This window comes from Sphingomonas chungangi (genome assembly GCF_013778325.1).
Lineage (GTDB): Bacteria > Pseudomonadota > Alphaproteobacteria > Sphingomonadales > Sphingomonadaceae > Solisphingomonas > Solisphingomonas chungangi.
In genome coordinates this window covers 724,293-746,086 of the sequence record NZ_JACEIB010000027.1, presented here as the reverse complement: position 1 = coordinate 746,086, position 21,794 = coordinate 724,293, and the positions used below count along the sequence as shown (strand labels likewise).

At 66.8% G+C, this 21,794-nt stretch carries 23 protein-coding genes; 12 read left to right on the top strand and 11 right to left on the bottom strand.

The annotated features are described in order from the left end of the window. Positions 1-107 precede the first annotated feature (107 nt). Positions 108-1,151, bottom strand: a complete 1,044-nt coding sequence (locus HZF05_RS21465; RefSeq protein WP_160364484.1) for a rod shape-determining protein — start codon at positions 1,149-1,151, stop codon at positions 108-110. Between the two features lie 149 nt (positions 1,152-1,300). Here HZF05_RS21465 and mutL point away from each other — a divergent pair, with 149 nt between their 5' ends. After that, positions 1,301-3,070, top strand: coding sequence for a DNA mismatch repair endonuclease MutL (gene mutL / locus HZF05_RS21460; protein WP_160364483.1), 1,770 nt, complete (start codon positions 1,301-1,303; stop codon positions 3,068-3,070). Between the two features lie 55 nt (positions 3,071-3,125). On the opposite strand, the gene HZF05_RS21455 is transcribed toward mutL, so the two are convergent. Further along, positions 3,126-3,404 carry a hypothetical protein gene (locus tag HZF05_RS21455; protein ID WP_160364482.1) on the bottom strand — a complete coding sequence of 93 codons (279 nt, stop codon included), beginning with the start codon at positions 3,402-3,404 and terminating at the stop codon, positions 3,126-3,128. A gap of 284 nt (positions 3,405-3,688) precedes the next feature. On the opposite strand from HZF05_RS21455, the gene HZF05_RS21450 reads away from it, so the two are divergent. From HZF05_RS21450 to kdpC, 5 genes are all read left to right on the top strand, one after another. Next, on the top strand, positions 3,689-4,081 hold the full coding sequence (locus HZF05_RS21450; protein ID WP_160364481.1) for a glycine zipper 2TM domain-containing protein: 393 nt from the start codon (positions 3,689-3,691) through the stop codon (positions 4,079-4,081). Between the two features lie 348 nt (positions 4,082-4,429). Then, complete coding sequence (gene kdpF / locus HZF05_RS22240) at positions 4,430-4,519, top strand: K(+)-transporting ATPase subunit F (protein ID WP_160364480.1); 90 nt, start codon at positions 4,430-4,432, stop codon at positions 4,517-4,519. 16 nt (positions 4,520-4,535) lie between these two features. Then, positions 4,536-6,239 carry a potassium-transporting ATPase subunit KdpA gene (gene kdpA, locus HZF05_RS21440; protein WP_160364479.1) on the top strand — a complete coding sequence of 568 codons (1,704 nt, stop codon included), beginning with the start codon at positions 4,536-4,538 and terminating at the stop codon, positions 6,237-6,239. An 11-nt stretch (positions 6,240-6,250) separates the two neighbouring features. Next, the gene (gene kdpB / locus HZF05_RS21435) at positions 6,251-8,275 is read left to right on the top strand and encodes a potassium-transporting ATPase subunit KdpB (RefSeq protein WP_160364478.1); all 2,025 of its coding nucleotides are present in this window, start codon (positions 6,251-6,253) and stop codon (positions 8,273-8,275) included. Between the two features lie 10 nt (positions 8,276-8,285). Continuing rightward, complete coding sequence (gene kdpC / locus HZF05_RS21430) at positions 8,286-8,861, top strand: potassium-transporting ATPase subunit KdpC (RefSeq protein ID WP_160364477.1); 576 nt, start codon at positions 8,286-8,288, stop codon at positions 8,859-8,861. Between the two features lie 3 nt (positions 8,862-8,864). Here the strand turns inward: kdpC and HZF05_RS21425 are convergent, their stop codons facing one another. The 5 genes from HZF05_RS21425 to HZF05_RS21405 form a co-directional block, all read right to left on the bottom strand. Next, a complete protein-coding gene (locus HZF05_RS21425) occupies positions 8,865-9,407 on the bottom strand; it encodes a DUF1697 domain-containing protein (protein ID WP_160364476.1) in 543 nt (180 codons plus the stop codon). A 42-nt stretch (positions 9,408-9,449) separates the two neighbouring features. After that, positions 9,450-9,641: a hypothetical protein gene (locus tag HZF05_RS21420; RefSeq protein ID WP_160364475.1), complete on the bottom strand. Its 192-nt coding sequence runs from the start codon at positions 9,639-9,641 to the stop codon at positions 9,450-9,452. 180 nt (positions 9,642-9,821) lie between these two features. Continuing rightward, positions 9,822-11,021, bottom strand: coding sequence for a methionine adenosyltransferase (metK, locus tag HZF05_RS21415; RefSeq protein ID WP_160364474.1), 1,200 nt, complete (start codon positions 11,019-11,021; stop codon positions 9,822-9,824). A 46-nt stretch (positions 11,022-11,067) separates the two neighbouring features. After that, positions 11,068-12,624: an apolipoprotein N-acyltransferase gene (gene lnt / locus HZF05_RS21410; protein ID WP_160364473.1), complete on the bottom strand. Its 1,557-nt coding sequence runs from the start codon at positions 12,622-12,624 to the stop codon at positions 11,068-11,070. 84 nt (positions 12,625-12,708) lie between these two features. Next, positions 12,709-13,386 (bottom strand): hypothetical protein, encoded by a 678-nt coding sequence (locus HZF05_RS21405; protein WP_160364472.1) that lies wholly within the window; start codon positions 13,384-13,386, stop codon positions 12,709-12,711. Positions 13,387-13,569: 183 nt separating this feature from the next. Between HZF05_RS21405 and HZF05_RS21400 the strand changes: the two genes are divergently transcribed. Further along, the gene (locus tag HZF05_RS21400; protein WP_160364471.1) at positions 13,570-13,995 is read left to right on the top strand and encodes a VOC family protein; all 426 of its coding nucleotides are present in this window, start codon (positions 13,570-13,572) and stop codon (positions 13,993-13,995) included. A gap of 43 nt (positions 13,996-14,038) precedes the next feature. On the opposite strand, the gene HZF05_RS21395 is transcribed toward HZF05_RS21400, so the two are convergent. The 4 genes from HZF05_RS21395 to HZF05_RS21380 form a co-directional block, all read right to left on the bottom strand. Further along, positions 14,039-14,299 (bottom strand): hypothetical protein, encoded by a 261-nt coding sequence (locus HZF05_RS21395; RefSeq protein ID WP_160364470.1) that lies wholly within the window; start codon positions 14,297-14,299, stop codon positions 14,039-14,041. Positions 14,300-14,457: 158 nt separating this feature from the next. Further along, positions 14,458-14,748, bottom strand: coding sequence for a hypothetical protein (locus HZF05_RS21390; RefSeq protein ID WP_181638935.1), 291 nt, complete (start codon positions 14,746-14,748; stop codon positions 14,458-14,460). A gap of 100 nt (positions 14,749-14,848) precedes the next feature. Continuing rightward, the gene (locus tag HZF05_RS21385; RefSeq protein ID WP_160364469.1) at positions 14,849-16,189 is read right to left on the bottom strand and encodes a PQQ-dependent sugar dehydrogenase; all 1,341 of its coding nucleotides are present in this window, start codon (positions 16,187-16,189) and stop codon (positions 14,849-14,851) included. 74 nt (positions 16,190-16,263) lie between these two features. Beyond that, complete coding sequence (locus tag HZF05_RS21380) at positions 16,264-17,610, bottom strand: methyl-accepting chemotaxis protein (protein ID WP_246332119.1); 1,347 nt, start codon at positions 17,608-17,610, stop codon at positions 16,264-16,266. A 183-nt stretch (positions 17,611-17,793) separates the two neighbouring features. On the opposite strand from HZF05_RS21380, the gene sdhC reads away from it, so the two are divergent. Genes sdhC through HZF05_RS21355 form a run of 5 tightly spaced genes read left to right on the top strand, consistent with a single transcriptional unit; the run spans position 17,794 to position 21,794 of the window. After that, entirely contained in the window at positions 17,794-18,240 is a 447-nt protein-coding gene (sdhC, locus tag HZF05_RS21375; RefSeq protein ID WP_160364468.1) for a succinate dehydrogenase, cytochrome b556 subunit, read from the top strand. Then, positions 18,240-18,629 carry a succinate dehydrogenase, hydrophobic membrane anchor protein gene (gene sdhD, locus HZF05_RS21370; protein ID WP_160364467.1) on the top strand — a complete coding sequence of 130 codons (390 nt, stop codon included), beginning with the start codon at positions 18,240-18,242 and terminating at the stop codon, positions 18,627-18,629. The genes sdhC and sdhD overlap by 1 nt, the downstream gene beginning before the upstream one ends. After that, positions 18,629-20,431, top strand: a complete 1,803-nt coding sequence (sdhA, locus tag HZF05_RS21365; protein WP_160364466.1) for a succinate dehydrogenase flavoprotein subunit — start codon at positions 18,629-18,631, stop codon at positions 20,429-20,431. The genes sdhD and sdhA overlap by 1 nt, the downstream gene beginning before the upstream one ends. Before the next feature lie 9 nt (positions 20,432-20,440). Beyond that, positions 20,441-21,295, top strand: a complete 855-nt coding sequence (locus HZF05_RS21360) for a restriction endonuclease (RefSeq protein ID WP_160364465.1) — start codon at positions 20,441-20,443, stop codon at positions 21,293-21,295. Next, a complete protein-coding gene (locus tag HZF05_RS21355) occupies positions 21,270-21,794 on the top strand; it encodes a hypothetical protein (RefSeq protein WP_160364464.1) in 525 nt (174 codons plus the stop codon). The genes HZF05_RS21360 and HZF05_RS21355 overlap by 26 nt, the downstream gene beginning before the upstream one ends.

Below are 21,794 nucleotides of genomic sequence, written 5' to 3'. Positions count from 1 at the left end.
CCTGAGCTTGTCGAAGGGCTGCCTTTCTCTCGGGAAGAAGGAAGGACAGTGCTTCGACAAGCTCAGCACGAACGGGTTGATGGGCAAGATGTCCTCTGTGGGATGCCTCAGGCGGTCAGCAGGACGCCGCGATAGATCGGCTCTTCGAGCGCGCGGCCGGTGCCGAGCGCCACGCAGGTGAGCGGATCGTCCGCGATGGTGACGGGCAGGCCGGTCTCGTCGCGCAGCACCTCGTCGATGCCCTGGAGCAGCGCGCCGCCGCCGGTCAGCACGATGCCCTGGTCGACGATGTCGGCGGCGAGCTCCGGCGCGGTGTTCTCCAGCGCGATGCGCACGCCCTCGACGATCGTGCCGACCGGCTCGGCCAGCGCGTCGGCGATCTGGCCCTGGTTGATCGTGATCTCCTTGGGCACGCCGTTGACGAGGTCGCGACCCTTGATGTGGATCGTCTCGCCAATGCCGTCGGCGGGCATCTTGGCGATGCCGACTTCCTTCTTGATGCGCTCGGCGGTCGATTCGCCGATCAGCAGGTTGTGGTTGCGGCGGACGTAGGAGGCGATCGCCTCGTCCATCTTGTCGCCGCCGACGCGCACCGAGGTGGTGTAGGCGAGGCCGCGCAGCGACAGCACGGCGACTTCCGTCGTGCCGCCGCCGATGTCGACCACCATCGAGCCGACCGGCTCGGTGACGGGCATGTCGGCGCCGATCGCGGCGGCCATCGGCTCCTCGATCAGGAAGACCTGGCTGGCGCCGGCGTTGGAGGCGGCGTCACGGATCGCGCGGCGCTCGACCGAGGTGGAGCCCGACGGCACGCAGATCACGATCTCCGGGAAGCGCCAGGCGCGCATCTTGCCGCCATGCACCTTGTGGATGAAGTGCTTGATCATCTGCTCGGCGACGTCGATGTCGGCGATCACGCCGTCGCGCAGTGGGCGGATCGCCTCGATCGTCCCGGGGGTCTTGCCCATCATCAGCTTGGCGTCCTCGCCGACGGCGCGAACCTTCTTGACGCCCTGGATGGTCTCGATCGCAACCACCGACGGCTCGTTCAGCACGATGCCCCGCCCACGCAGGTAAACCAGCGTGTTGGCGGTCCCGAGATCGATCGCCATGTCGTGCGACATGAATTTGAAGAAACGACTGAACAACATCGTGTGCCCGCTCTCGCCCACTATCGCCGGCCTGGCCCCGTGGCCGGCATGATCCGGATGCACCGCTTCCACCGCCCCCGAAAAGCGGCCGAAAAACCTCTGATCGCAAGTGGTCGCGGAAGCCAGCCGCTTGGGCTAGGACTTGTGCCATGTCAATACGCCGCCTCCCCGAGCATCTGATCAACCGCATCGCAGCGGGCGAGGTGGTGGAACGGCCGGCCAGCGCGTTGAAGGAACTGGTCGAGAACGCGATCGACGCAGGCGCCACGCGGGTTTCCGTGACGCTAGGGGATGGCGGGCTGTCATCCGTGGAGGTGGCGGACGACGGCTGCGGCATGACGCCCGCCGAGATGGCGCTGGCGCTGGAGCGGCACGCCACCTCGAAGCTGCCTGACGATGCGATCGAAGCGGTTGAAACGCTTGGTTTTCGGGGTGAGGCGTTGCCCTCCATCGCCAGTGTCGCGCGGCTGATCATCGAAAGCCGCGTCAAGGGGGCGGATGGCTGGCGGCGAGTCGTCGATAATGGCATGGTCGCGGCCGAGGGGCCGGCGGCGCTCCCGCCCGGTACGCGGGTGCGGATGGAGGCGCTGTTCGATCGGGTGCCTGCGCGGCGCAAGTTCCTGCGATCGGCGCGATCGGAATATGCGGCCTGCGTCGATGTCGTGAAGCGTCTGGCGATGGCGCGGCCGGAGATCGGTTTCACGCTGGAGCATGACGGGCGCCGCGTGCTCTCCGTCCCGCCGGGCGAGAGCGAGCCGCAGCGGGTGGCGGCGCTCACCGATCGCGAGCTGGCGGGCAACAGCGTGGTACTCGATCACGCGCGGGGCGAGGTGCGGCTTGAAGGCGTCGCCGGGCTTCCCACCTTCAACCGGGGCGTGGCGGACCACCAATATCTCTTCGTCAACGGCCGGCCGGTGCGCGACCGGCTGCTCGTCGGCGCGGTGCGCGCGGCCTATCAGGAGATGCTGGCGCGGGACCGGCATCCGGTGGTGGCCCTGTTCATCACGCTTCCGGGCAGCGAGGTCGACGTCAACGTCCACCCCGCGAAGACCGAAGTCCGCTTCCGGGAGCCGGCCCAGATCCGGGGATTGATCGTGGGGGGGCTGCGCGCTGCGCTGGACGCGGCCGGCCATCGCAGCGTCCAGCGCCCGGCTGCGGATGCGCTGGCGGCGTGGCAGTCGGAGCCGATGGCGCCGATTGCGGCGGCTCTGCCCCTGCCGGTCGAGCAGCGCCAATATGGCGTCTGGGACTCGCGGCCATCCTTCTCTCATGCTCCTGCCGCGCCGGCGCCGCAGGGCAGGGCGGAGGTGGCCGTCTCGGCCCCGCCCGCCGCCGTCGAGCACCCGCTCGGCATCGCGCGCGGGCAGGTGGCGGCGACCTACATCGTGGCGGAAGCCGAGGACGGCCTGGTCCTCGTCGACCAGCATGCCGCGCACGAACGCCTGGTGCTGGAGAGGATGCGCCGCGCGATGGCGGACGGCGGCGTGGCGTCGCAGGCGCTGCTGCTGCCCGAGGTGGTCGAGCTCGACGAGACGGGCTGCGACCGTCTGGAGACGCGACTGGAGGAGCTCACCGCGATGGGGCTGGAGCTCGATCGTTTCGGTCCGCGAGCGATGCTGGTCCGCGCTGTGCCGGCGATGCTGGGCCGCACCGACGTGCGCGGCCTCGTTACCGAGCTCGCCGACGAGCTCGCCGCCTATGACGAGGCGCTGTCGCTGCGCGAGAAGCTGGATGCGGTGGCGGGCACGATGGCCTGCCACGGATCGGTGCGCGCCGGCCGCATCCTCTCTGTCGCCGAGATGAACGCGCTGCTGCGCGAGATGGAGGTCACGCCCCATTCCGGCCAGTGCAACCATGGCCGTCCGACCTGGGTAAAGCTCGGCCATGGCGACATCGAGAAACTGTTCGGCCGGAAATGAAAAGCCCCGCCTGCACGGGGCAGACGGGGCTTCTTTGGCAAAGCGTATGAAACGGTTACGGGCTCGTCGACTTGTTATTGTCGTCGAACGCACCGGCGGCGGCGGCGATGCCGACACCCGCGCCGGCCGCACCGACGAGCGCAAGAGCGAGCACACCGCCCTGCACGACGTCGGAACGCTTGCCCTTGGCGGTGGTACCGATACGGGCACCGGCGTTCATCTGCGCCACGGCGATCGGCGACAGCTGGACGGTCGACGGACGAACCGCCGCGACGCCCGACTGCGCGACGAGCATCGTGACGGCAGCAACGGCCATCAACTTCGTCGTTTTCATCGAAGACTCCCTTCATGAACGGCGATTTTGTTGCGCCGCGGGATGAAAGTATCATGGAAAGATCGCGTTGGGCAGCGCCCTATGGTCGATTGGTAGACGGAAATGCGCATTTGGACGCATTTCAATTCCGCAATGCGCAATGAGCCAGCCGGCAAGCGCCGGGATTCGAAACTTCGCTCCATTTTGTTCGTTTCGACCCTGAACCGATGCTGACGATCCAGTTCAGGCATCGCTCAAGGGCACGATGCTAAGGCGTTGGTGTCCAGACGAATGGGAGTGACAGGATGTTGAGGAAATTCGCCACTGCTGCTGCACTTGCGAGCATGATCGCAGCGGGCTCGGTCGCGCCGGCGCAGGCGCACGGCCATCATGGCTGGGGCGGTGGCGGCCATTACGGCCACGGCGGCGGCTGGGGTGGCCATCACGGCTATTACGGCGGCGGCCGGGGCTATTATGGTGGTCATGGTTATTACGGACGGGGCGGCTATTACCGCGGCGGCTATTACGGCCACTGCCACAGCGGCGGCGGCACCGGCGCGATCGTAGGCGCGCTGGCGGGCGGCCTGGCCGGCAATGCCATCGCCGGCCCCGGTGACCGCACCACCGGCACGATCATCGGCGCCGGCGGCGGCGCGCTGCTGGGTCATGCGATCGGTCGTCACCGGGTGCGCTGCTGATCTCCTGAGCTTTCCGCGCGACGCGGTGAGTACCGATTCCGACGACGGGTGATCCTGCCTCATCGAGTGCGGGGTCACCCGTCCTCGTTCGAACAGCGCGCCGCTACGCCGCGCGAATCCTATGCCGATCTTATGCAGGCGGCACCGGCCCGGTCTCGAATCCCTACGACCATCGCGCCTAATCCACTGTCGTCGCTGCCGGCGACGGCTGGCGGACGCTCATCCGCGGTCTCCTTTCATCCGGACACATCCTTATGCAGGACTTTCTCTGGATCGCCGCCATGGTCGGGCTGCTGGCGGCGACGCTCGCCTATGTCCGCCTGTGCGACCACGCCTGAGGCGCACGCCGTGACCCTCGACCTCTGGCTCGCCGGGCTGACCGCTGCCGGCCTTCTCGTCTATCTCGTCGCCGTGCTGCTCCGGCCCGAGCGATTCTGAGCCTGGAGACACTGACATGACCGTTTCAGGCTGGATCCTGATCCTCGCCTTCGTGGGTGTCTTGCTGGCGCTGACCAAGCCGGTCGGCGACTGGCTGTTCGCGCTCTACGAAGGCCGCCGCACGCCGCTCCATGCCGTGCTCGGCCCCGTCGAGCGCGGCTTCTACCGCCTGTCCGGCATCGATCCGGACGAGGAGCAGAGCTGGCGCCGCTACGCCGTGCACATGCTGGTGCTCAACGCGGTGCTGATGCTGTTCACCTACGCGATCCTGCGCCTGCAGGTGCTGCTGCCGCTCAACCCGATGGGATTTGCCGGCCTGCCCCAGCATCTTGCGGCGAACACGGCGGTGAGCTTCACCACCAACACCAACTGGCAGAGCTATTCGGGCGAGTCGACCATGTCGAACCTCAGCCAGATGCTCGGCCTCACCATCCACAACTTCATGAGCGCCGCGACCGGCATCGCGCTCGCCTTCGCGCTGTTCCGTGGCTTCGCGCGGCACGAGGCGAAGGGAATCGGCAATTTCTGGGCGGATTGCACCCGGATCACGCTCTACCTGCTGCTGCCGATCTCTTGTCTCTACGCGCTGTATCTCGTCGCCAGCGGCGTGCCGCAGACGCTCGCCGCCTCGGCGAACGTCACCACGCTGGAGGGCGTCAAGCAGACGCTGATGCTGGGGCCGGTCGCTTCGCAGGAGGCGATCAAGATGCTCGGCACCAACGGCGGCGGCTTCTTCAACGCCAACTCCGCGCACCCGTTCGAAAACCCGACGGCGCTCACGAATTTCGTGCAGATGCTGTCGATCTTCCTGATCGGCTTCGGCCTCACCTGGTGCTTCGGCAAGGCGGTGGGCAATACGAAGCAAGGCTGGGCGATCCTCTCCGCCATGGTGCTGATCTTTCTCGCCGGAGTGGCCGTCTGCTACTGGCAGGAGGCGTCTGGCAACCCCGTGCTCCACCATCTCGGCGTCCCAGGCGCCAACATGGAGGGCAAGGAGGTGCGCTTCGGCGCCGCCGCCTCCGCCTTGTTCGCGACCGTCACCACCGCCGCCTCGTGCGGTGCGGTCAACGCCATGCACGACAGCTTCACCGCGCTCGGCGGCCTCGTTCCCCTGTTCAACATCCAGCTTGGCGAGGTCGTGGTCGGCGGCGTCGGCGCGGGAATCTACGGCTTCCTGCTCTTCGCCATCCTCGCCGTGTTCGTCGCGGGGCTGATGGTGGGCCGCACGCCCGAATATGTCGGCAAGAAGATCGAGGCGCGCGAGGTGAAGCTCGCGGTGCTGGCGATCGCGGTGCTGCCGTTGGTCATCCTCGGCATGACGGCGATCTCCAGCGTCGTCGCGCCGGGCCTCGCCGGGCCGCTCAACAAGGGGCCGCATGGTTTCTCGGAAATCCTCTATGCCTTCACCAGCGCGGTCGGGAACAACGGCTCCGCTTTCGCCGGGCTGACCGCGAGCACGCCTTATTATGACGGCATGCTGGCGGTGGCGATGTGGATCGGCCGCTTCTTCATCATCGTGCCGATGCTGGCGGTCGCCGGATCGCTCGCCGGCAAGAAATATACGCCGGAGAGCGCGGGCTCCTTCCCGACGACCGGCCCTTTGTGGGTGGGCCTGCTGGTCGGGATCGTGCTGATCCTCGGCGGCCTCACCTTCCTGCCCAGCCTCGCGCTCGGCCCGATCGCCGATCATCTCGCGATGATCCACGGCCAGCTCTTCTGAAGGTCACGACAATGGCCCGTTCCGCCACTCTCTTCACGCCCGAGCTGATCCTGCCTGCGGTGGGCGACTCGTTCCGCAAGCTCAATCCGAAGGAGCTGGTCCGCAACCCGGTGATGTTCGTCACCGCCTGCGTGGCCGCCCTGCTCACCATCCTGCTGGTGGTGGAGCATGACGGCCTCGGCGTTGGTTTCAAGCTCCAGCTCGTCGTCTGGCTCTGGCTGACCGTACTGTTCGGCACCTTCGCCGAGGCACTCGCCGAGGGACGAGGCAAGGCGCAGGCCGCCTCGCTCCGCGCCACCAAGGCCGAGTTGACCGCCAAGCGCATGAAAGGCTCGTCGATCGAGCCAGTGCCCGCGAGCGCACTGCGCAAGGGCGACGTCGTGCTGGTCGAGACCGGCGATCTGATCCCCGCCGACGGCGAGGTTGTGGAGGGCGTCGCCTCGGTCAACGAGGCCGCGATCACCGGCGAGAGCGCGCCCGTGATCCGCGAGGCGGGCGGCGATCGATCGGCCGTCACCGCCGGCACGCGGGTGATCTCGGACCAGATCAGGGTGTGCGTCACCGTCGATCCCGGCCAGGGCTTCCTCGATCGCATGATCGCCCTGGTCGAAGGCGCCGAGCGGCAGAAGACCCCCAACGAGATCGCGCTCACCATCCTGCTTGTCGGCCTGACGATCATCTTCCTGATCGCGGTCGGCACCATTCCCGGCTTCACCGCCTATGCGGGCGGCGCGGTGCCGGTGGCGATCCTCGCGGCTTTGCTGATCACGCTGATCCCGACGACGATCGCGGCCCTGCTCTCGGCGATCGGCATTGCCGGGATGGACCGTCTGGTGCGTTTCAACGTGCTCGCCAAGTCCGGCCGCGCGGTGGAGGCGGCGGGGGACGTCGATACGCTGCTGCTCGACAAGACCGGCACGATCACCATCGGCGACCGCGCAGCGACGGAGTTCCGCCCGGTCACCGGCGTGACGCAGGCCGAGTTGGCCGAGGCGGCTCTGCTCGCCAGCCTCGCCGACGAGACACCCGAGGGGCGCTCTGTCGTGCTGCTCGCCCGCGAGAGCTTCGGCGTGAAGACGCAAGCGCTACCCGATGGCGCGGAGATCATCCCCTTCACCGCACAGACCCGGATTTCGGGCGTAAAATTCGGCGAGACGCTGATCGAGAAGGGCGCCGTCGATTCGATCCTCAAGGCCCATGCGGGCATGGGCGATTCCACCGCCGCCACCGATCTGCGCCGTGCCACCGAGGAAATCGCCCGCGCCGGCATGACCCCGCTGGCGGTCGCGAAGGACGGCCGCCTGCTCGGCTCGATCGCGCTGAAGGACATCGTGAAGGCCGGCATCAAGGAGCGGTTCGGCGAACTCCGCAAGATGGGCATCCGCACGGTGATGATCACCGGCGACAACCCGCTCACCGCCGCCGCCATCGCCGCCGAGGCGGGCGTCGACGATTTCCTCGCGCAGGCGACGCCCGAGGACAAATTGGACCTCATCCGCAGGGAGCAGGCCGGCGGCAAGCTCGTCGCGATGTGCGGAGACGGCACCAACGACGCCCCCGCGCTCGCCCAGGCCGATGTCGGCGTGGCGATGAACACCGGCACGCAGGCGGCGCGCGAGGCGGGCAACATGGTCGATCTCGACAGCGACCCTACCAAGCTGATCGAGGTCGTCGGCCTCGGCAAGCAGCTGCTGATGACGCGCGGCGCGCTCACCACCTTCTCGGTCGCCAACGACGTCGCGAAATATTTCGCGATCATCCCGGCGATGTTCGTGGCGATCTATCCGGGGCTGAAGGTGCTCAACGTCATGGGCCTCGCGACCCCGCAGTCGGCGATCCTGTCGGCGATCATCTTCAACGCGCTGATCATCCCGCTGCTGGTGCCGCTTGCGCTCAGGGGCGTGAAGTACCGCCCGATCGGTGCCGGCCCGCTGCTGCGCCGTAATCTCGCTATCTACGGGCTGGGCGGCCTGATCGCACCCTTCGTCGGCATCAAGCTGATCGACCTGCTGGTCGGCGGCCTGCACCTCGCCTGAGGATCATATCATGAGCAACGATCTCACCACCTCACTCCGCCCCGCGCTCGTCATGACCGGGCTGTTCGCGCTGACGCTCGGCATCGCCTATCCGCTCGCCATCACCGGCGTTGCGCAGGTCGCCTTCCCGCATCAGGCGAACGGCAGCCTCGTCGAGCGGGGCGGCAAGGCTATCGGCTCCACGTTGATTGGCCAGAATTTCGCGAGTGACCGCTATTTCCACCCGCGTCCATCCGCCGCCGGCAAGGGGTATGATGCGACTGCCTCGTCAGGCTCCAATCTCGGGCCGACGTCGCAGGCGCTCGCCGATCGCGTGAAGGGCGACGTCGCCAGGCTTCCCGTGACGGGGAAACCGATTCCACCCGACCTCGTCACCACCTCCGCCTCGGGCCTCGATCCCGATATCAGCCCCGAGGCGGCTCTGTATCAGGCGGACCGGGTGGCCACCGCGCGTCACCTCGATCCGGCACAGGTGAAGGCGTTGGTGCGGCGGTCGGTCGACACGCCGATCCTGGCTTTCCTCGGCGATCCGCACGTCAACGTGCTGGCGCTCAACCGCGCGCTGGATGCGATTGCGGCGCGCTGACGCTCAGCCCCCGGTCGCCATCTCCTGCAGCTTGAGCAGCGTGTTCCAGTTGCGACCGGTGGCGGGCGCGCCGACCAGTCGGTCGATCAGTGTCGGCGCCAGCTTCGAATCCGCTACGCCGTTGGTGAAGTGGAGCGCGATGTCGCGCGTGCCCCAGGCGGCGATCTTCTCGCCATGCTTCGCGCGCTCGCGCAGCGCTTCGATCGCGTCCGCTTGCGGCGGCTCTTTGCACGCGAGCAGGTGGAGCGCCTTGGGGGCCTCCCTCGCCTCATCGGGGAAGGGACAGGTCTCGATCAGCCTGTCCCACTGCGCGGCGGTGCGGACGACCACCGGCACGTCCAGCTCGAAGCGGGCGTGTATCAGCTTGGCGAGCGCCGCCTCGACATCCTTCGCGCTGCCATGATCGAGCACGACGTTGCCGCTCTGGATGTAGGTCTTCACCTCACCCAGACCTTCCTCGGCGCAGGCAGCGCGAAGCTCCGCCATGGGCAATTTGCGGGTCGATCCGACGTTGATGCCGCGGATCAAGGCGATGAGGCGGGCCATGGCGAGATGCTGCCCGACTCCGCGCGCCGATGCCAGTGCGACTCAGGCGGTGGATGCCGCGTCGCTCTCCGCGCTGCTGAACACGCGGCGGGATCGGCACCAGATCTCGAAGGGATCGTGGGGATGGATGCCGCGCCCCGCCGCGATCGCCTCGCGGTCGGTTTCGGCAGCGATGTCACGACCCTGCATGATCCTGCCGGTAGTCGGATTCAGCCCATAGAGGCGATAGTGCATAGGCGCGCTCCGTCGTCGGCCGGCGGCGGAAACAGGGCCACGGGCCGACGCCTGATCGCTCCCCCCGGAGACGATAGAATGCACCCTAGCAGCGAAACGGATATCCGTTGCTAATCGGGATCAAGTTTTCGGAAGTTCGTTGCGGGGCCGGAGAATGCCGGGCCGGCCCCGCGACACCGATCAGATCGTCGCCTTCAGCTTGTCGACGAGGTCGGTCTTTTCCCACGGGAAGAAATCGCCTTCGGCGTCGCGGCCGAAATGGCCGTAGGCGGCTGTCTTCTGGTAGATCGGCTTGTTGAGGCCGAGATGCTCGCGGATGCCCTTCGGCGTCAGGCGCACCAGCTTGGGCAGAGCCGCCTCGATCTTCGCCTCGTCCACCGTGCCGGTGCCGTGCGTGTCGACGTAGATCGAAAGCGGCTCGGCGATGCCGATCGCGTAGCTCAACTGGATCGTGCAGCGCTTGGCGAGGCCGGCGGCGACCACGTTCTTGGCGAGGTAGCGTGCGATATAGGCGGCCGAGCGATCCACCTTGGTCGGGTCCTTGCCCGAGAAGGCGCCGCCGCCGTGGGGGGACGCGCCGCCATAGGTGTCGACGATGATCTTGCGACCGGTGAGGCCCGCGTCGCCGTCCGGGCCGCCGATCTCGAACAGGCCGGTCGGGTTGACGTAGATCTGTTCCTCGGCGGGCAACCAGCCTTCGGGCAGAATCTTGGCGAACACGCCCTTCACATAGTCGCGCAGCTTGGCCTGGCCCGCCTCGTTGGAAAGCTCGGCCGAATGCTGGGTGGAGACGACCAGCGCCGTCGCCTTCACCGGCACGCCGTTCTCGTACTTCAGCGTCACCTGGCTCTTGGCGTCGGGCTCGAGGAAGGGGGCGGCGCCCGAATGGCGATCCTCCGCCATCGTCTCGAGGATCTTGTGGCTGTAATAGAGCGTCGCCGGCATCATGCCGGGCGTCTCGTCGGTGGCGTAGCCGAACATGATGCCCTGATCGCCCGCGCCCTCATCTTTGTTGCCGCTCTCGTCGACGCCCATCGCGATGTGGGCGGACTGCGGGTGCAGGTTGTTCTCGAAACGGAATTCCTGCCAGTGGAAGCCGGACTGCGCGTAGCCGATCCGCTTCACCGTGCCGCGCACGGCCTCCTCGATCTCGGCCTGGATGCCGGGCGCCCAATTGCCTTCCTTGTCCATGATGCCCTTGCCGCGGATTTCGCCGGCCAGCACCACCAGGTTGGTGGTCGTCAGCGTCTCGCAGGCGACGCGCGCCTCCGGGTCCTTGGAGAGGAAGAGATCGACGATCGCGTCGGAAATCTGATCGGCGACCTTGTCCGGATGGCCCTCGGACACGGACTCGGACGTGAAGAGATAGTCACTGCGCATAAGGTCGGATGATCCTCGGAAGCCAACGGACGATTTAAGGGAAGCTCTATATAAAGCTATCCTTATATCGCCTAGCGGCAAATGCCAGCCCGGCGAGAAGCAGGGCTATCAGCCCCACCGCCCAGTTGCCCATATGCGAGAAAGGGGTGGCCGGGCGGGGCGCGGGAAGGGGAAGCTCGATCATGCCGCTCTGATGGGCGTCGATCGAATGGAGGATGCGGCCGTCGGCGTCGATCAGGGCCGATATGCCGTTCTGGGTAGCGCGGGCGATCGGCAGCCCTTCCTCGATCGCGCGCATCCGCGCCTGGGCGAGATGCTGGGGTGGGCCGGACCGGCCGAACCAGGCATCATTCGATGGCGCGAAGATGAAGTCCGGCCGATAGACCTCGTTCACGACACGGCCCGAGAAGACGATCTCGTAGCAGAGCTGCATGCCGACCTTGCCGAAGCCCGGCACGTCGATGGTTGCGGGGCCGGGGCCGGGGCGGAAGTCGATCGCGCCGGGGACGAGGCGCGAGAGGCCGAGCGCGCTCATCAGCGGGCGCATCGGCAGATATTCGCCCCACGGCACGAGATGCGCCTTGTCGTAGCGGGCGTAGAGCGCGCCGCCATAGCCGATCGTGAAGATGCTGTTGCCGGCTTCGATCTCCTCGCCCGTCTTGTCGCGGATCGGGGATTCGCCGCCGCCCATCAGGAAGTCGGTGGGGCCGAGGATCGAGGCGACCTGCTCGCGGGCGGCCGGGTCCTCGAGCACGTTCTGCTCGATGCCGGATTCGGGCCACAGGATCAGGCGCGGCTTGTCTCCGGGGACGCCGGACAGCGCCTGCTCCAGCGCGAGATGCTTGGCCGCCTGCTGCGGATCGAAGCGCTCGCCCTGATCGATATTGGGCTGGATGATGCGGACCACCGGCCCCTTGGGGAAGGGCGGAGGCGGGGGAGGCGCAAACTGCCGGAGCAGCGCCGGCACGACATAGAGGCCGATCAGCAGGCCGAGGCCGATCGCGGCGGGAACGTTGGTCGCGGTGGCGATCGTCTTGCGGGTGAGCGCTTCCTTCGGCCGCATCGCGAGGATCACGATGAAGCCGGCCGAGGACACCACCAGCCCGGACAGCGCATAGGTGCCGACGAGGCGCGCGGCGTGCGCCAGCGGCAGATCGACCATCGAGACGGAGACGGGGTTCCAGGGGAAACCGGTGAAGACGGTGGCGCGCAGCCATTCGCACACGGCCCAGCCCGCCCCGAACAGAAGGGCCATGGTCGCTGCGCCGCCACGCAGCCTCCGCGTTCCCCACCAGGCGGCGAACACCGCCAGTGCCGGATAAATGGCGAGATAACAGGAGAGCAGCACGACCGCGACCCAGCCGAGCCACGCCGGCATGTTGGCCTGGTAGGTGAAGGCCTTGGCGATCCAGTCCAGCCCCAACACGAACTGGCCCAGGCCGAACAGCCAGCCGATCAGCGCGGCGCGCCAGCCCCGCTCCACCTTCGTCAGCGGCAAATAGAGCAGGCCGAAAGCCAGCAGCGTCAGTGGCCAGAGATTGAACGGCGCGAAGCCGAAGGCGGAGAGGATGCCGAGAAGCAGCGCGATTCCGAACGGAGCCATGGGCGCCCGCTAGACGGTTGCGCGCGCGAAAGGAAGCCGCGCGAGCAGCCCTCTCCCGCTTTCGCGGGAGAGGACCCGTCAAAGTCAGTGCGTCGACGTGGCGAGCGCCGTCTGCGTTACGCTGGCGGCGGCGGGCGCAGCTTCGGCTGCCTTGTAGTGCGCCAGCACCGTCAGTGCCGCGACCACGTCGGCCGGCAGCGTGACCGGCTGCTGCACGGGCGGAGGCGCGGCGAGCGCGACCACCGGGGGCAGGGCCTCCTCCTTCGCCGGCATGGCGGCCGCCATCACGACGGGTGTCGCCGGAGCCGCGCAGGCGCCGCCGGGCAGCGAGGCCGGGAAGACTCGCGACTCGGCCACCTGCTCGAGCTGGGCGGGCGCCGCCGCCGACCCCTCGTGCGCCAGCGCCGCCGCCTCGGCGCAGGTCGCCTCGGTGGTGGCATCGTCGCCGAACACGTTGGCGAGCGACGTGGCGAAGCGGTCGTAATCCGTCTGGTTGCCGCCAGCGGCCGCAAAATGCTGCTTGATCACGAAATTGGCCGCCGCGATCGCATCCTTCTGCGCGATCACGAAGCCGTCATAGTCCGCCGAGATGTCGATATGCGCCGCGCGGCACCGCAGCGCCGCCACCATCAGCATTGTCTGCATGTCGCGGACCTGTGCGGCACCTGTCTCGCGTGCTGTCCAGCAGCCCGCCTGCGCAGGCGCAGCCGCCCCCATCGCCGCGAGCACGAGGCCCGCGACCCACTTGTTAACCTTAGCCATGTTACTCGTCCCCGGCCGGCGCCCCCCGATTGGATCACCGGCACGGACGAAAGTGCGGTGCGCGCCTTTCCCGAACCTTTCCGGACATGGTTAGTATTGCCGCTTCGACCTTGGTATGTCGTTGTGATCTCGTAACTTTCGGCCTTGTTCCAAGCTCGGTTCGGTAAGCGCTATATTGACCTTATGAGCCTGCGCCCCTTCCATCTCGCTTTTCCGGTCCACGATCTCGCAGCGGCGCGCGCTTTCTATGGCGGCACGCTCGGTTGCGCGGAGGGACGGAGCAGCGATTCGTGGGTGGATTTCGATCTCTACGGTCACCAGATCGTTGCGCATCTTGATAGCGGGCGGGTGTCGGCCGATGTCGCCTCGAACCCGGTCGACGGGCATGATGTACCGGTGCCGCATTTCGGCGTCGTCCTGGGCTGGGGGGAATGGCACGCGCTCGCCGAACGGCTGGAGGCGGTGGGAACCGATTTTGGGATCGCGCCGCATATCCGCTTCGTCGGCCAGCCGGGCGAGCAGGCGACGATGTTCTTCCGTGATCCTTCGGGCAACGCGCTGGAGTTCAAGGCCTTCCGTGATCCGGCCAAGCTGTTCGCGACCGCATGAGGAAAGGGCCGGACGTTTCCGCCCGGCCCTTCGTCGTCAGCCGTTACCAGCCGTAATAGCCGCGGCCCTCATAGCCGTTATAGCCATAGTGGCGATGATGGTGGCGCCACTCGCGCTCTCGCTCGTGACGCCAATGGTCGCGGCGCCAGTCGCGATGGCGATCCCAGCGGTCGCCACGATCCCAGCCGTGGTGGTGACGATAGCCGCGGCCGTAGCCGTAATCGTGGGCAGAGGCAGGGGCGGCGGCGATCGCCGCCGTGCCGAGCGTGATGGCGGCAGCAAGCATGGTAAGACCCGTGCGCATGACGATACTCCTTCTTCTCATGACACGACTCACTCTAAGACCGGCCGCGTGAACTCGCGCTGAGAGGCATGTTCATAGGAGGGCAATCGTCCGGCCAGCTTCGCCAAGAAAAGGCCGGGCGTCTCCACCCGACCTTTTTTCGATCGCCAAGGAAGGTCTTACCAGCGGCGACCGTGCCAGCCGCCACGATAACCGTGGCCATACCAGCCACGATGCCAACCGCCATAGTAACGGCGGTGCCAGCCGCCGTAATAGCCGCCGTAAACGACGGGCGGCGGGGCGTAATAGCCGCCGTAATAAGCGGGGTAATAGCCGCCGCCGTAATAAGCCGGATAGGCCGGGGCACCGAAGCCGACCGACACGAAGGTCCGTGCCGAGGCAGGGGTGGCGACGACCGCGGTGCCGGCCAGCGCCGTGGCAGCGGCAAGGGCAATGGGAACAATACGCATGACGACACCTCTCGATTCGTTTCAGCATTCCATGTCTAGGCGTGTGCGGCTGAACCGGTGCTGATTGCCATGTTCACCTGCGCGCAAGCCTGATCCCGGTTCAACGCGCAAGCGGGGCAGTCGCTCCCGCCGGCGTCGCGCCGGTCACGCGCCAGATCGCATTGCCGCCGTCGTCCGCCACCAGCAGCGCGCCATCCTTCGCGATGGTCACGCCGACCGGACGGCCGTGGGTCTCGGTACCGTCGGGCGCGAGGAAGCCGGTCAGCACGTCGACGGGCTTGGCGCCGGTCGGGCGGTTGCCCGCGAAGGGCACGAATATCACCCGGTAGCCGGACGGCGGCTTGCGGTTCCACGATCCGTGCTGGCCGACGAAGGCACCGCCGGCAAAAGCCGGGCCGAGCTTCTGCCCGTCGGCGAAGGTGAGGCCGAGTGAGGCGGTGTGGGCGCCCAGCGCGTAATCGGGCTTGCGCGTCTCGTCGATATAATCGGGCTCCGGATCCTTCACCCGCTTGTCGACATGATCGCCCCAGTAGCGCCAGGGCCAGCCGTAGAAGCCGCCGGGCTGCACCGAGGTCAGGTAATCGGGCACGAGGTCGGAACCCAGCTCGTCGCGTTCGTTGGCGACTGTCCACAGCGTGCCGTCCGCCGTCCAGCCCATGCCGTTGGGGTTGCGGATGCCGGCGGCGTATGTGCGGTGCGCGCCGGTCCTGGGATCGACCTCCCAGATCTGGGCGCGATCCTTCTCCACCGCGATGCCCTTTTCGTCGACGTTCGAGTTGGAGCCGATGGTGACGTAGAGCTTCGATCCGTCCGGCGAGGCGATGACGTTCTTGGTCCAGTGGTGGTTGATCGTGCCGGCGGGCAGGTCGGTAATCTTGCGCGGCTTGGCCGTAATGGCGGTATCGCCGGTCTTGTACGGGAAGGCGAGCAGCGCGTCGGTGTCGGCAACGTAGAGCGTGTCGCCGACCAGCGCCATGCCGAAGGGCGAGTTCAGTCCGGAAAGAAACACGCTTTTCTGGTCCGCCACACCGTCGCCGTTGGTGTCGCGCAGCAGGAGGATGCGGTTGGGGCTGGGCGAAGCGCCACCCGCCTTCCTCAGCGCCATCCGCTCGAAGAAGCCGCGCAGGCCGGTGGCATCGTCGGGCTTGGGCGGGGCGTTGCTCTCGGCGACCAGCACGTCGCCATCGGGCAGCACCAGCAGCCAGCGCGGATGGTCGAGCCCGCGCGCGAAGGCGTCCACCTTCAGGCCGGGCGCAGGGGTGGGCGTCTCATCATCCTTCCAGCCGATGATCTTGGCGATCGAGACGGTAGGGATGAGGTGATGCACCTCGGGCAGGAGAGTGGGGTTCGGACCTTCTTCCGCCGAGACGTCCTGCTTCGCCTTCTCGCCGCACCCGGCAAGAAGGAGGGCGAGGGCGAGGGGGATGAGCGCACGCTTCATGGGAACGTCTCCAGCCGGGCGATCTGGTGTCGCCTATGGCCGGAACGTGCCGCGTGCGGAATGGATGCGTGGTGTCAGGCCGCGACGCGACTGACGAATTCTCCCGTGGTGCTCTCGAGGCGGGCGAGCTGATCGTCGACCGAGCGGAAGCCCGATTCGATGCGATCGATGTCGGAGGCGACCGCCTCAGTATCGACGCGGATGGCGGCGATGGTTCCGGACATCGAGTCGGCGGCGAGCGCGGTCTCGTCGACGGCGGCGGTGATCATGGTGACGGTCTGGGCCTGCGCCTCCATCGCCTCGCGGATGCGCTGGGCGGAGGTCTGCACCTCGCCGACAATGTCGCGGATCGAGCCGTTGACGTCGAGCGTCTGGCGCGAGGCGGACTGGATCGCGGCGATCTTGGCGGCGATGTCGTCGGTGGCGCGCGCGGTCTGGGAAGCGAGGCTCTTCACCTCCTGCGCGACGACCGCGAAGCCGCGGCCGGCGTCTCCGGCACGCGCCGCCTCGATCGTGGCGTTGAGCGCGAGCAGGTTGGTCTGGCCGGCAATGTCGCGGATCAGGCCGAGGATCGATTCGATCGCCTGGGCGTGGCCGGAGAGCGCATCGGCGACGACCACCGCCTGGGTGGACTGGTCGGCGGCGCGGGTGGCGACGCCGGCGGCGATCTCGACCTCGCGGCGAGCATCCTCGATGGCGCGGATCAGGCCGGCGGCGGTCTGCGCCGCCTCGCGCATCGCGACGGCCGACTGCTCGGCGGCGGCGGCGACTTCCGAGGCCTTGCCCAGCATGCCGCGCGCCGACTGCGAGGTCTGCACGGTCTGGTCGCGCAGCACCGACGAATCGGAGAGCGTGGTACCGAGGATCGCCGTCATCTGCTCGCGGAAGGCGGTGCCGGCCGACGCGCGCTCCTCGTTCGAGCGTTCGCGATAGATCTTGGTGATCTCCGAGAAGAGGATTTCGAGCTGGATCGAACCCAGCAGACGCAGCGTCTCCGCCGTCTCGCGGACGAAGGCTCGGTCTTCCGGGCAGCGCTCCCGAACGAGATCGAGCATGGCGGTGCCCATCGCATGGATGAACTGCACCACGACCGGGGTTGGGATCTGACGCTCGACGATCATGCGGCCCTCGCGGGCAATCATGCGCACCCACTCGGCATCGATCGGACCGCGCAGCGCGCGGCGCTGGCTCTCGTGCATCCGCTCGGAAAGCCTGTCCTGGTCGACGCCGGGAAGGGCTGCGATCTCGTCCCAGCAGCGGCGGCAGACTGTGACCAGATCCTCGCCGATGCGCCCCCACAATGCGGCCAGCCGCTGCCCGAATGCGCCGTCGCTGTTATAGGCCTGCAGTCGCTCCTCGATCGCCCGCTCGCTCAGCGAGACCATGCCGCCGTGCGGCAGGCTGGGGGAGGCATAGGTCATTAGAGGCTCACTCCGCATGTCGGTCTTCGCGAACCTGATAGGCGCGCAGTGGTAAATGAGCCGTTATGCACGATCGCCCGGACGGCCGAAAAAGGCGGCTCGCCCTCCGCTCCATTCATGTTGCATCGCGCCACCGTTTGGACCAAAGACCACCGCAACAAAGAAGATCGAGGGTGATTGTCCGTGTCCAGAAACGCCGCCCGGCCGCTATCCCCGCATTTGAGCATCTGGAGATGGGGCCCGCACATGCTGGTCTCGATCCTGCACCGCGCCACCGGCACGGCGCTGGCGATCGGCGGCGGTGTGATGCTCACCTGGTGGCTGGTCTCCGCCGCGATGAGCGCGGACGCCTACAATATCTTCTACCACTGGGTCGTCCAGTCGGACTCGTCGAGCCCGCATGAGGGCGCGCAGGCGCTGGTCAACATCCTCGCCAAGATCGTCGGCATCGGCCTGACCTGGAGCCTGTTCCAGCACATGGCCTCGGGCGTGCGGCACTTCGTGCTCGATACGGGCGCGGGCTACGAGCTCAAGACCAACCGTATGGGCGCTCTGCTCACCATCGCCTTCTCGATCACCGCGACCCTGGTGGTGTGGGCGATCCTCGTTGCAACCGGGAAGGTGTTCTGATGGGTACGGGAACCGGCCTTGGCCGCGTGCGGGGCCTCGGCTCCGCCAAATCGGGCACACATCACTGGTGGCTGCAGCGGGTCACCGCCGCCGCCAACCTGATCCTGATGATCTGGTTCGTGGTCTCGATCGTGCGCCTGCCGGTCGTCGATCACCAGGCCGTCGTGCTGTGGCTGAAGTCGCCGCTGGTGGCGGTGCCGCTGGTGCTGCTGGTGCTCTCCACATTCTGGCACCTGCGCCTCGGCATGCAGACCTTCATCGAGGATTATGTGCATGACGAGGGCAACAAGGTGGCGGTGCTGCTGCTGCTGAACGCCTACGTCTTCCTGTGCGGCGCGCTCTGCGTCTTCTCGATCCTCAAGATCGCCTTCGGCGGGGTGCCCGCATAATGACTGCTTCCTACAAGATCATCGATCACGTCTATGATGCCGTCGTCGTCGGGGCCGGCGGATCGGGCCTGCGCGCCACCATGGGCTGCGCCGAGAAGGGCCTGAAGACGGCCTGCATCACCAAGGTGTTCCCGACGCGCTCGCACACGGTGGCGGCGCAAGGCGGCATCGCGGCGAGCCTCGGCAACAACACGCCGGACCACTGGACCTGGCACATGTTCGACACCGTCAAGGGATCGGACTGGCTCGGCGACCAGGACGCGATCGAATATATGGTGCGCGAGGCGCCTGCGGCGGTGATCGAGCTGGAGCACGCGGGCGTGCCGTTCAGCCGCAACCCGGAAGGGACGATCTACCAGCGCCCGTTCGGCGGCCACATGCAGAATATGGGCGAAGGCCCGCCCGTGCAGCGCACCTGCGCCGCGGCAGACCGTACCGGCCACGCCATGCTCCACGCGCTCTACCAGCAGAGCCTCAAGTATGACGCCGACTTCTACATCGAATATTTCGCGCTCGACCTCATCATGGAGGACGGCGTCTGCAAGGGCGTGATCGCGCTCTGCATGGAAGACGGCACCATCCACCGCTTCCGCAGCCACGCCACCGTGCTGGCGACGGGCGGCGGCGGCCGCATGTATTTCTCGGCGACCTCGGCCCACACCTGCACCGGCGACGGCGGCGGCATGGTGCTGCGCGCCGGCCTGCCGCTGCAGGACATGGAGTTCGTCCAGTTTCACCCGACCGGCATCTACGGGGCGGGCGTGCTGATCACCGAGGGCGCGCGCGGCGAGGGCGGCTACCTCACCAACTCGGAAGGCGAGCGCTTCATGGAGCGCTATGCACCGTCGGCCAAGGACCTCGCTTCGCGAGACGTCGTCGCCCGCTCGATGGCGATGGAGATGCGCGAAGGCCGCGGCGTCGGCCCGAACAAGGACTATATCTACCTGCACCTCGATCATATCGATCCCAAGGTGCTGCACGAGCGGCTTCCGGGTATCACCGAGACCGGCAAGATCTTCGCCGGTGTGGATCTCACGCGCCAGCCCCTGCCTGTCACGCCAACGGTCCACTACAATATGGGCGGCATCCCCTGTAACTATCACGGCGAGGTCGTCACGCTGAAGGACGGCGAGCCGGACACGGTGGTGCCCGGCCTGTTCGCGGTCGGCGAGGCGGCCTGCGTGTCGGTGCACGGCGCCAACCGCCTCGGCTCCAATTCGCTGATCGATCTCGTGGTGTTCGGTCGCGCGACCGGCTTCCGCATCGCCGAGCTGGTCCAGCCCAACTCCAAGCACGGCGCGGTGGTGACGGCGGCGGACGACAAGGCGCTCGCCCGCCTCGACCATTACCGCAACGCCTCGGGCAGCACGAAGACGGCGGACATCCGCCTCGACATGCAGCGCACGATGCAGAAACACGCCGCCGTGTTCCGCGACACCGCGCTGCTCAGCGAAGGCGAGAAGCATATCGACGAGGTCTATGCCAAGCTCTCCGACGTGCAGGTCTCCGATCGCTCGCTGATCTGGAACACCGACCTGATCGAGACGCTGGAGCTGGACAACATGCTCCCGCAGGCGGTGATCACGATGCACTCGGCCGCCAACCGCAAGGAAAGCCGCGGCGCGCATATGCACGAGGATTTCCCCAAGCGCGACGACGCCGAGTGGATGAAGCACACGATCGCCTGGTTCGACTATGCGAACGGCGCGAAGGATCTGGTGAAGATCGACTACCGCCCGGTGCACGACTACACGCTGACCGACGACGTGAGCTACATCAAGCCGAAGGCGCGCGTGTATTGAGAGCGAATCGTGCGAGACGTTCCTACCTTCGATTCGCTGATGTGGCCTACTTTGGTTGCATTGAAGGCGACAGGTGGGTCGGCGTCAAATGAAGAACTTTTAGCAAAAATTATCGAGCTAGATGCGATTCCTGATGAAGTGGCATCTATCGTTCATACGGACGGGCGGCAGACAAAGCTCGCCTATAATCTTGCGTGGGCGAAGACCTATCTCAAGAAGGACGGGGTTCTCGATAACAGCCAGCGCGGTGTATGGTCACTCACCGAAAAGGGTGAGGGCATTACCAGGGAGCAGGTTCGTCTTATTCCTGCGGCCGTAAGAAAGGCTGATTTTGAACGCCGCCGCGATGTGGAGGGAGCGCCTACGACTGGCGCGGGAGAACAGGACGATAGCGAAAGCGAGGTGGCGTCCTGGCGCGACCGGCTTCTGTTGGTTCTCAAGAGCATGGAGCCTGCAGCGTTTGAGCGCCTGTCTCAGCGCATCTTGAGGGAAGCGGGCTTCGTTAAAGTGGAAGTCACAGGTCGATCCGGTGATGGCGGTATAGACGGCGTCGGAGTACTTCGGCTGAATCTTCTTAGTTTTATTACGCTATTCCAGTGCAAGCGGTATGTAGGTACGGTTGGGCCGGGAACGGTTCGAGATTTTCGAGGTGCTATGGTCGGCCGGAGTGACAAAGGATTGATTATCACGACCGGCACTTTCTCAACCGATGCAAGACGCGAGGCGACGAGAGATGGCGCACCAGCCATCGATCTAATTGATGGCGACCAACTCTGTACTTTGCTCAAAGATCTTAAGCTTGGTCTGAAGACTGAAATCGTTGAACGCGTTACCGTTGATGATGGTTGGTTCGCTCAACTTTAGTTCAACCTCGTCAACCCTTTGGCAAACTCTGCCGCGCTACCCTGCCGCCGTCATGTCCTATCGGAGACTCGTCCGGCGGCCGGAGTTCGAGCCGCGCAGCGATTCCGGCGCCGATCTCAGCGCCGGGTGGCGGGAATTCGTGCTCGCCGAGGTCGGCTATGACGAGGTCGCGCGCGAGCGGATCGCGCGGCGGGCGGATCGCCGGCGGGCCTTGGCGCGCTTTCTCAAGGGCCTGCTGTTCGGGCTGATCGTGGCCGCGCTGGCGTTCGCGGCGACATTCGTTGCGCGCTCGTGGCGGGAAGGGCGGTTCGATCGCTACCTGCCCAAGAGGGAAGAGGCGCCCACGCCGCCGTCGCCCTCCGCCCGCTGGGTGCATCAGGTTCCGGCAAAGGTGACCGGGCGCGATACCCACAAGGAATTCCCGGACATTCTGGTGCCTCCGCCCCGCATGTCGTCGGCCGATGCGGACGCTGCCACACCGGCCGAAGATGACGACTGA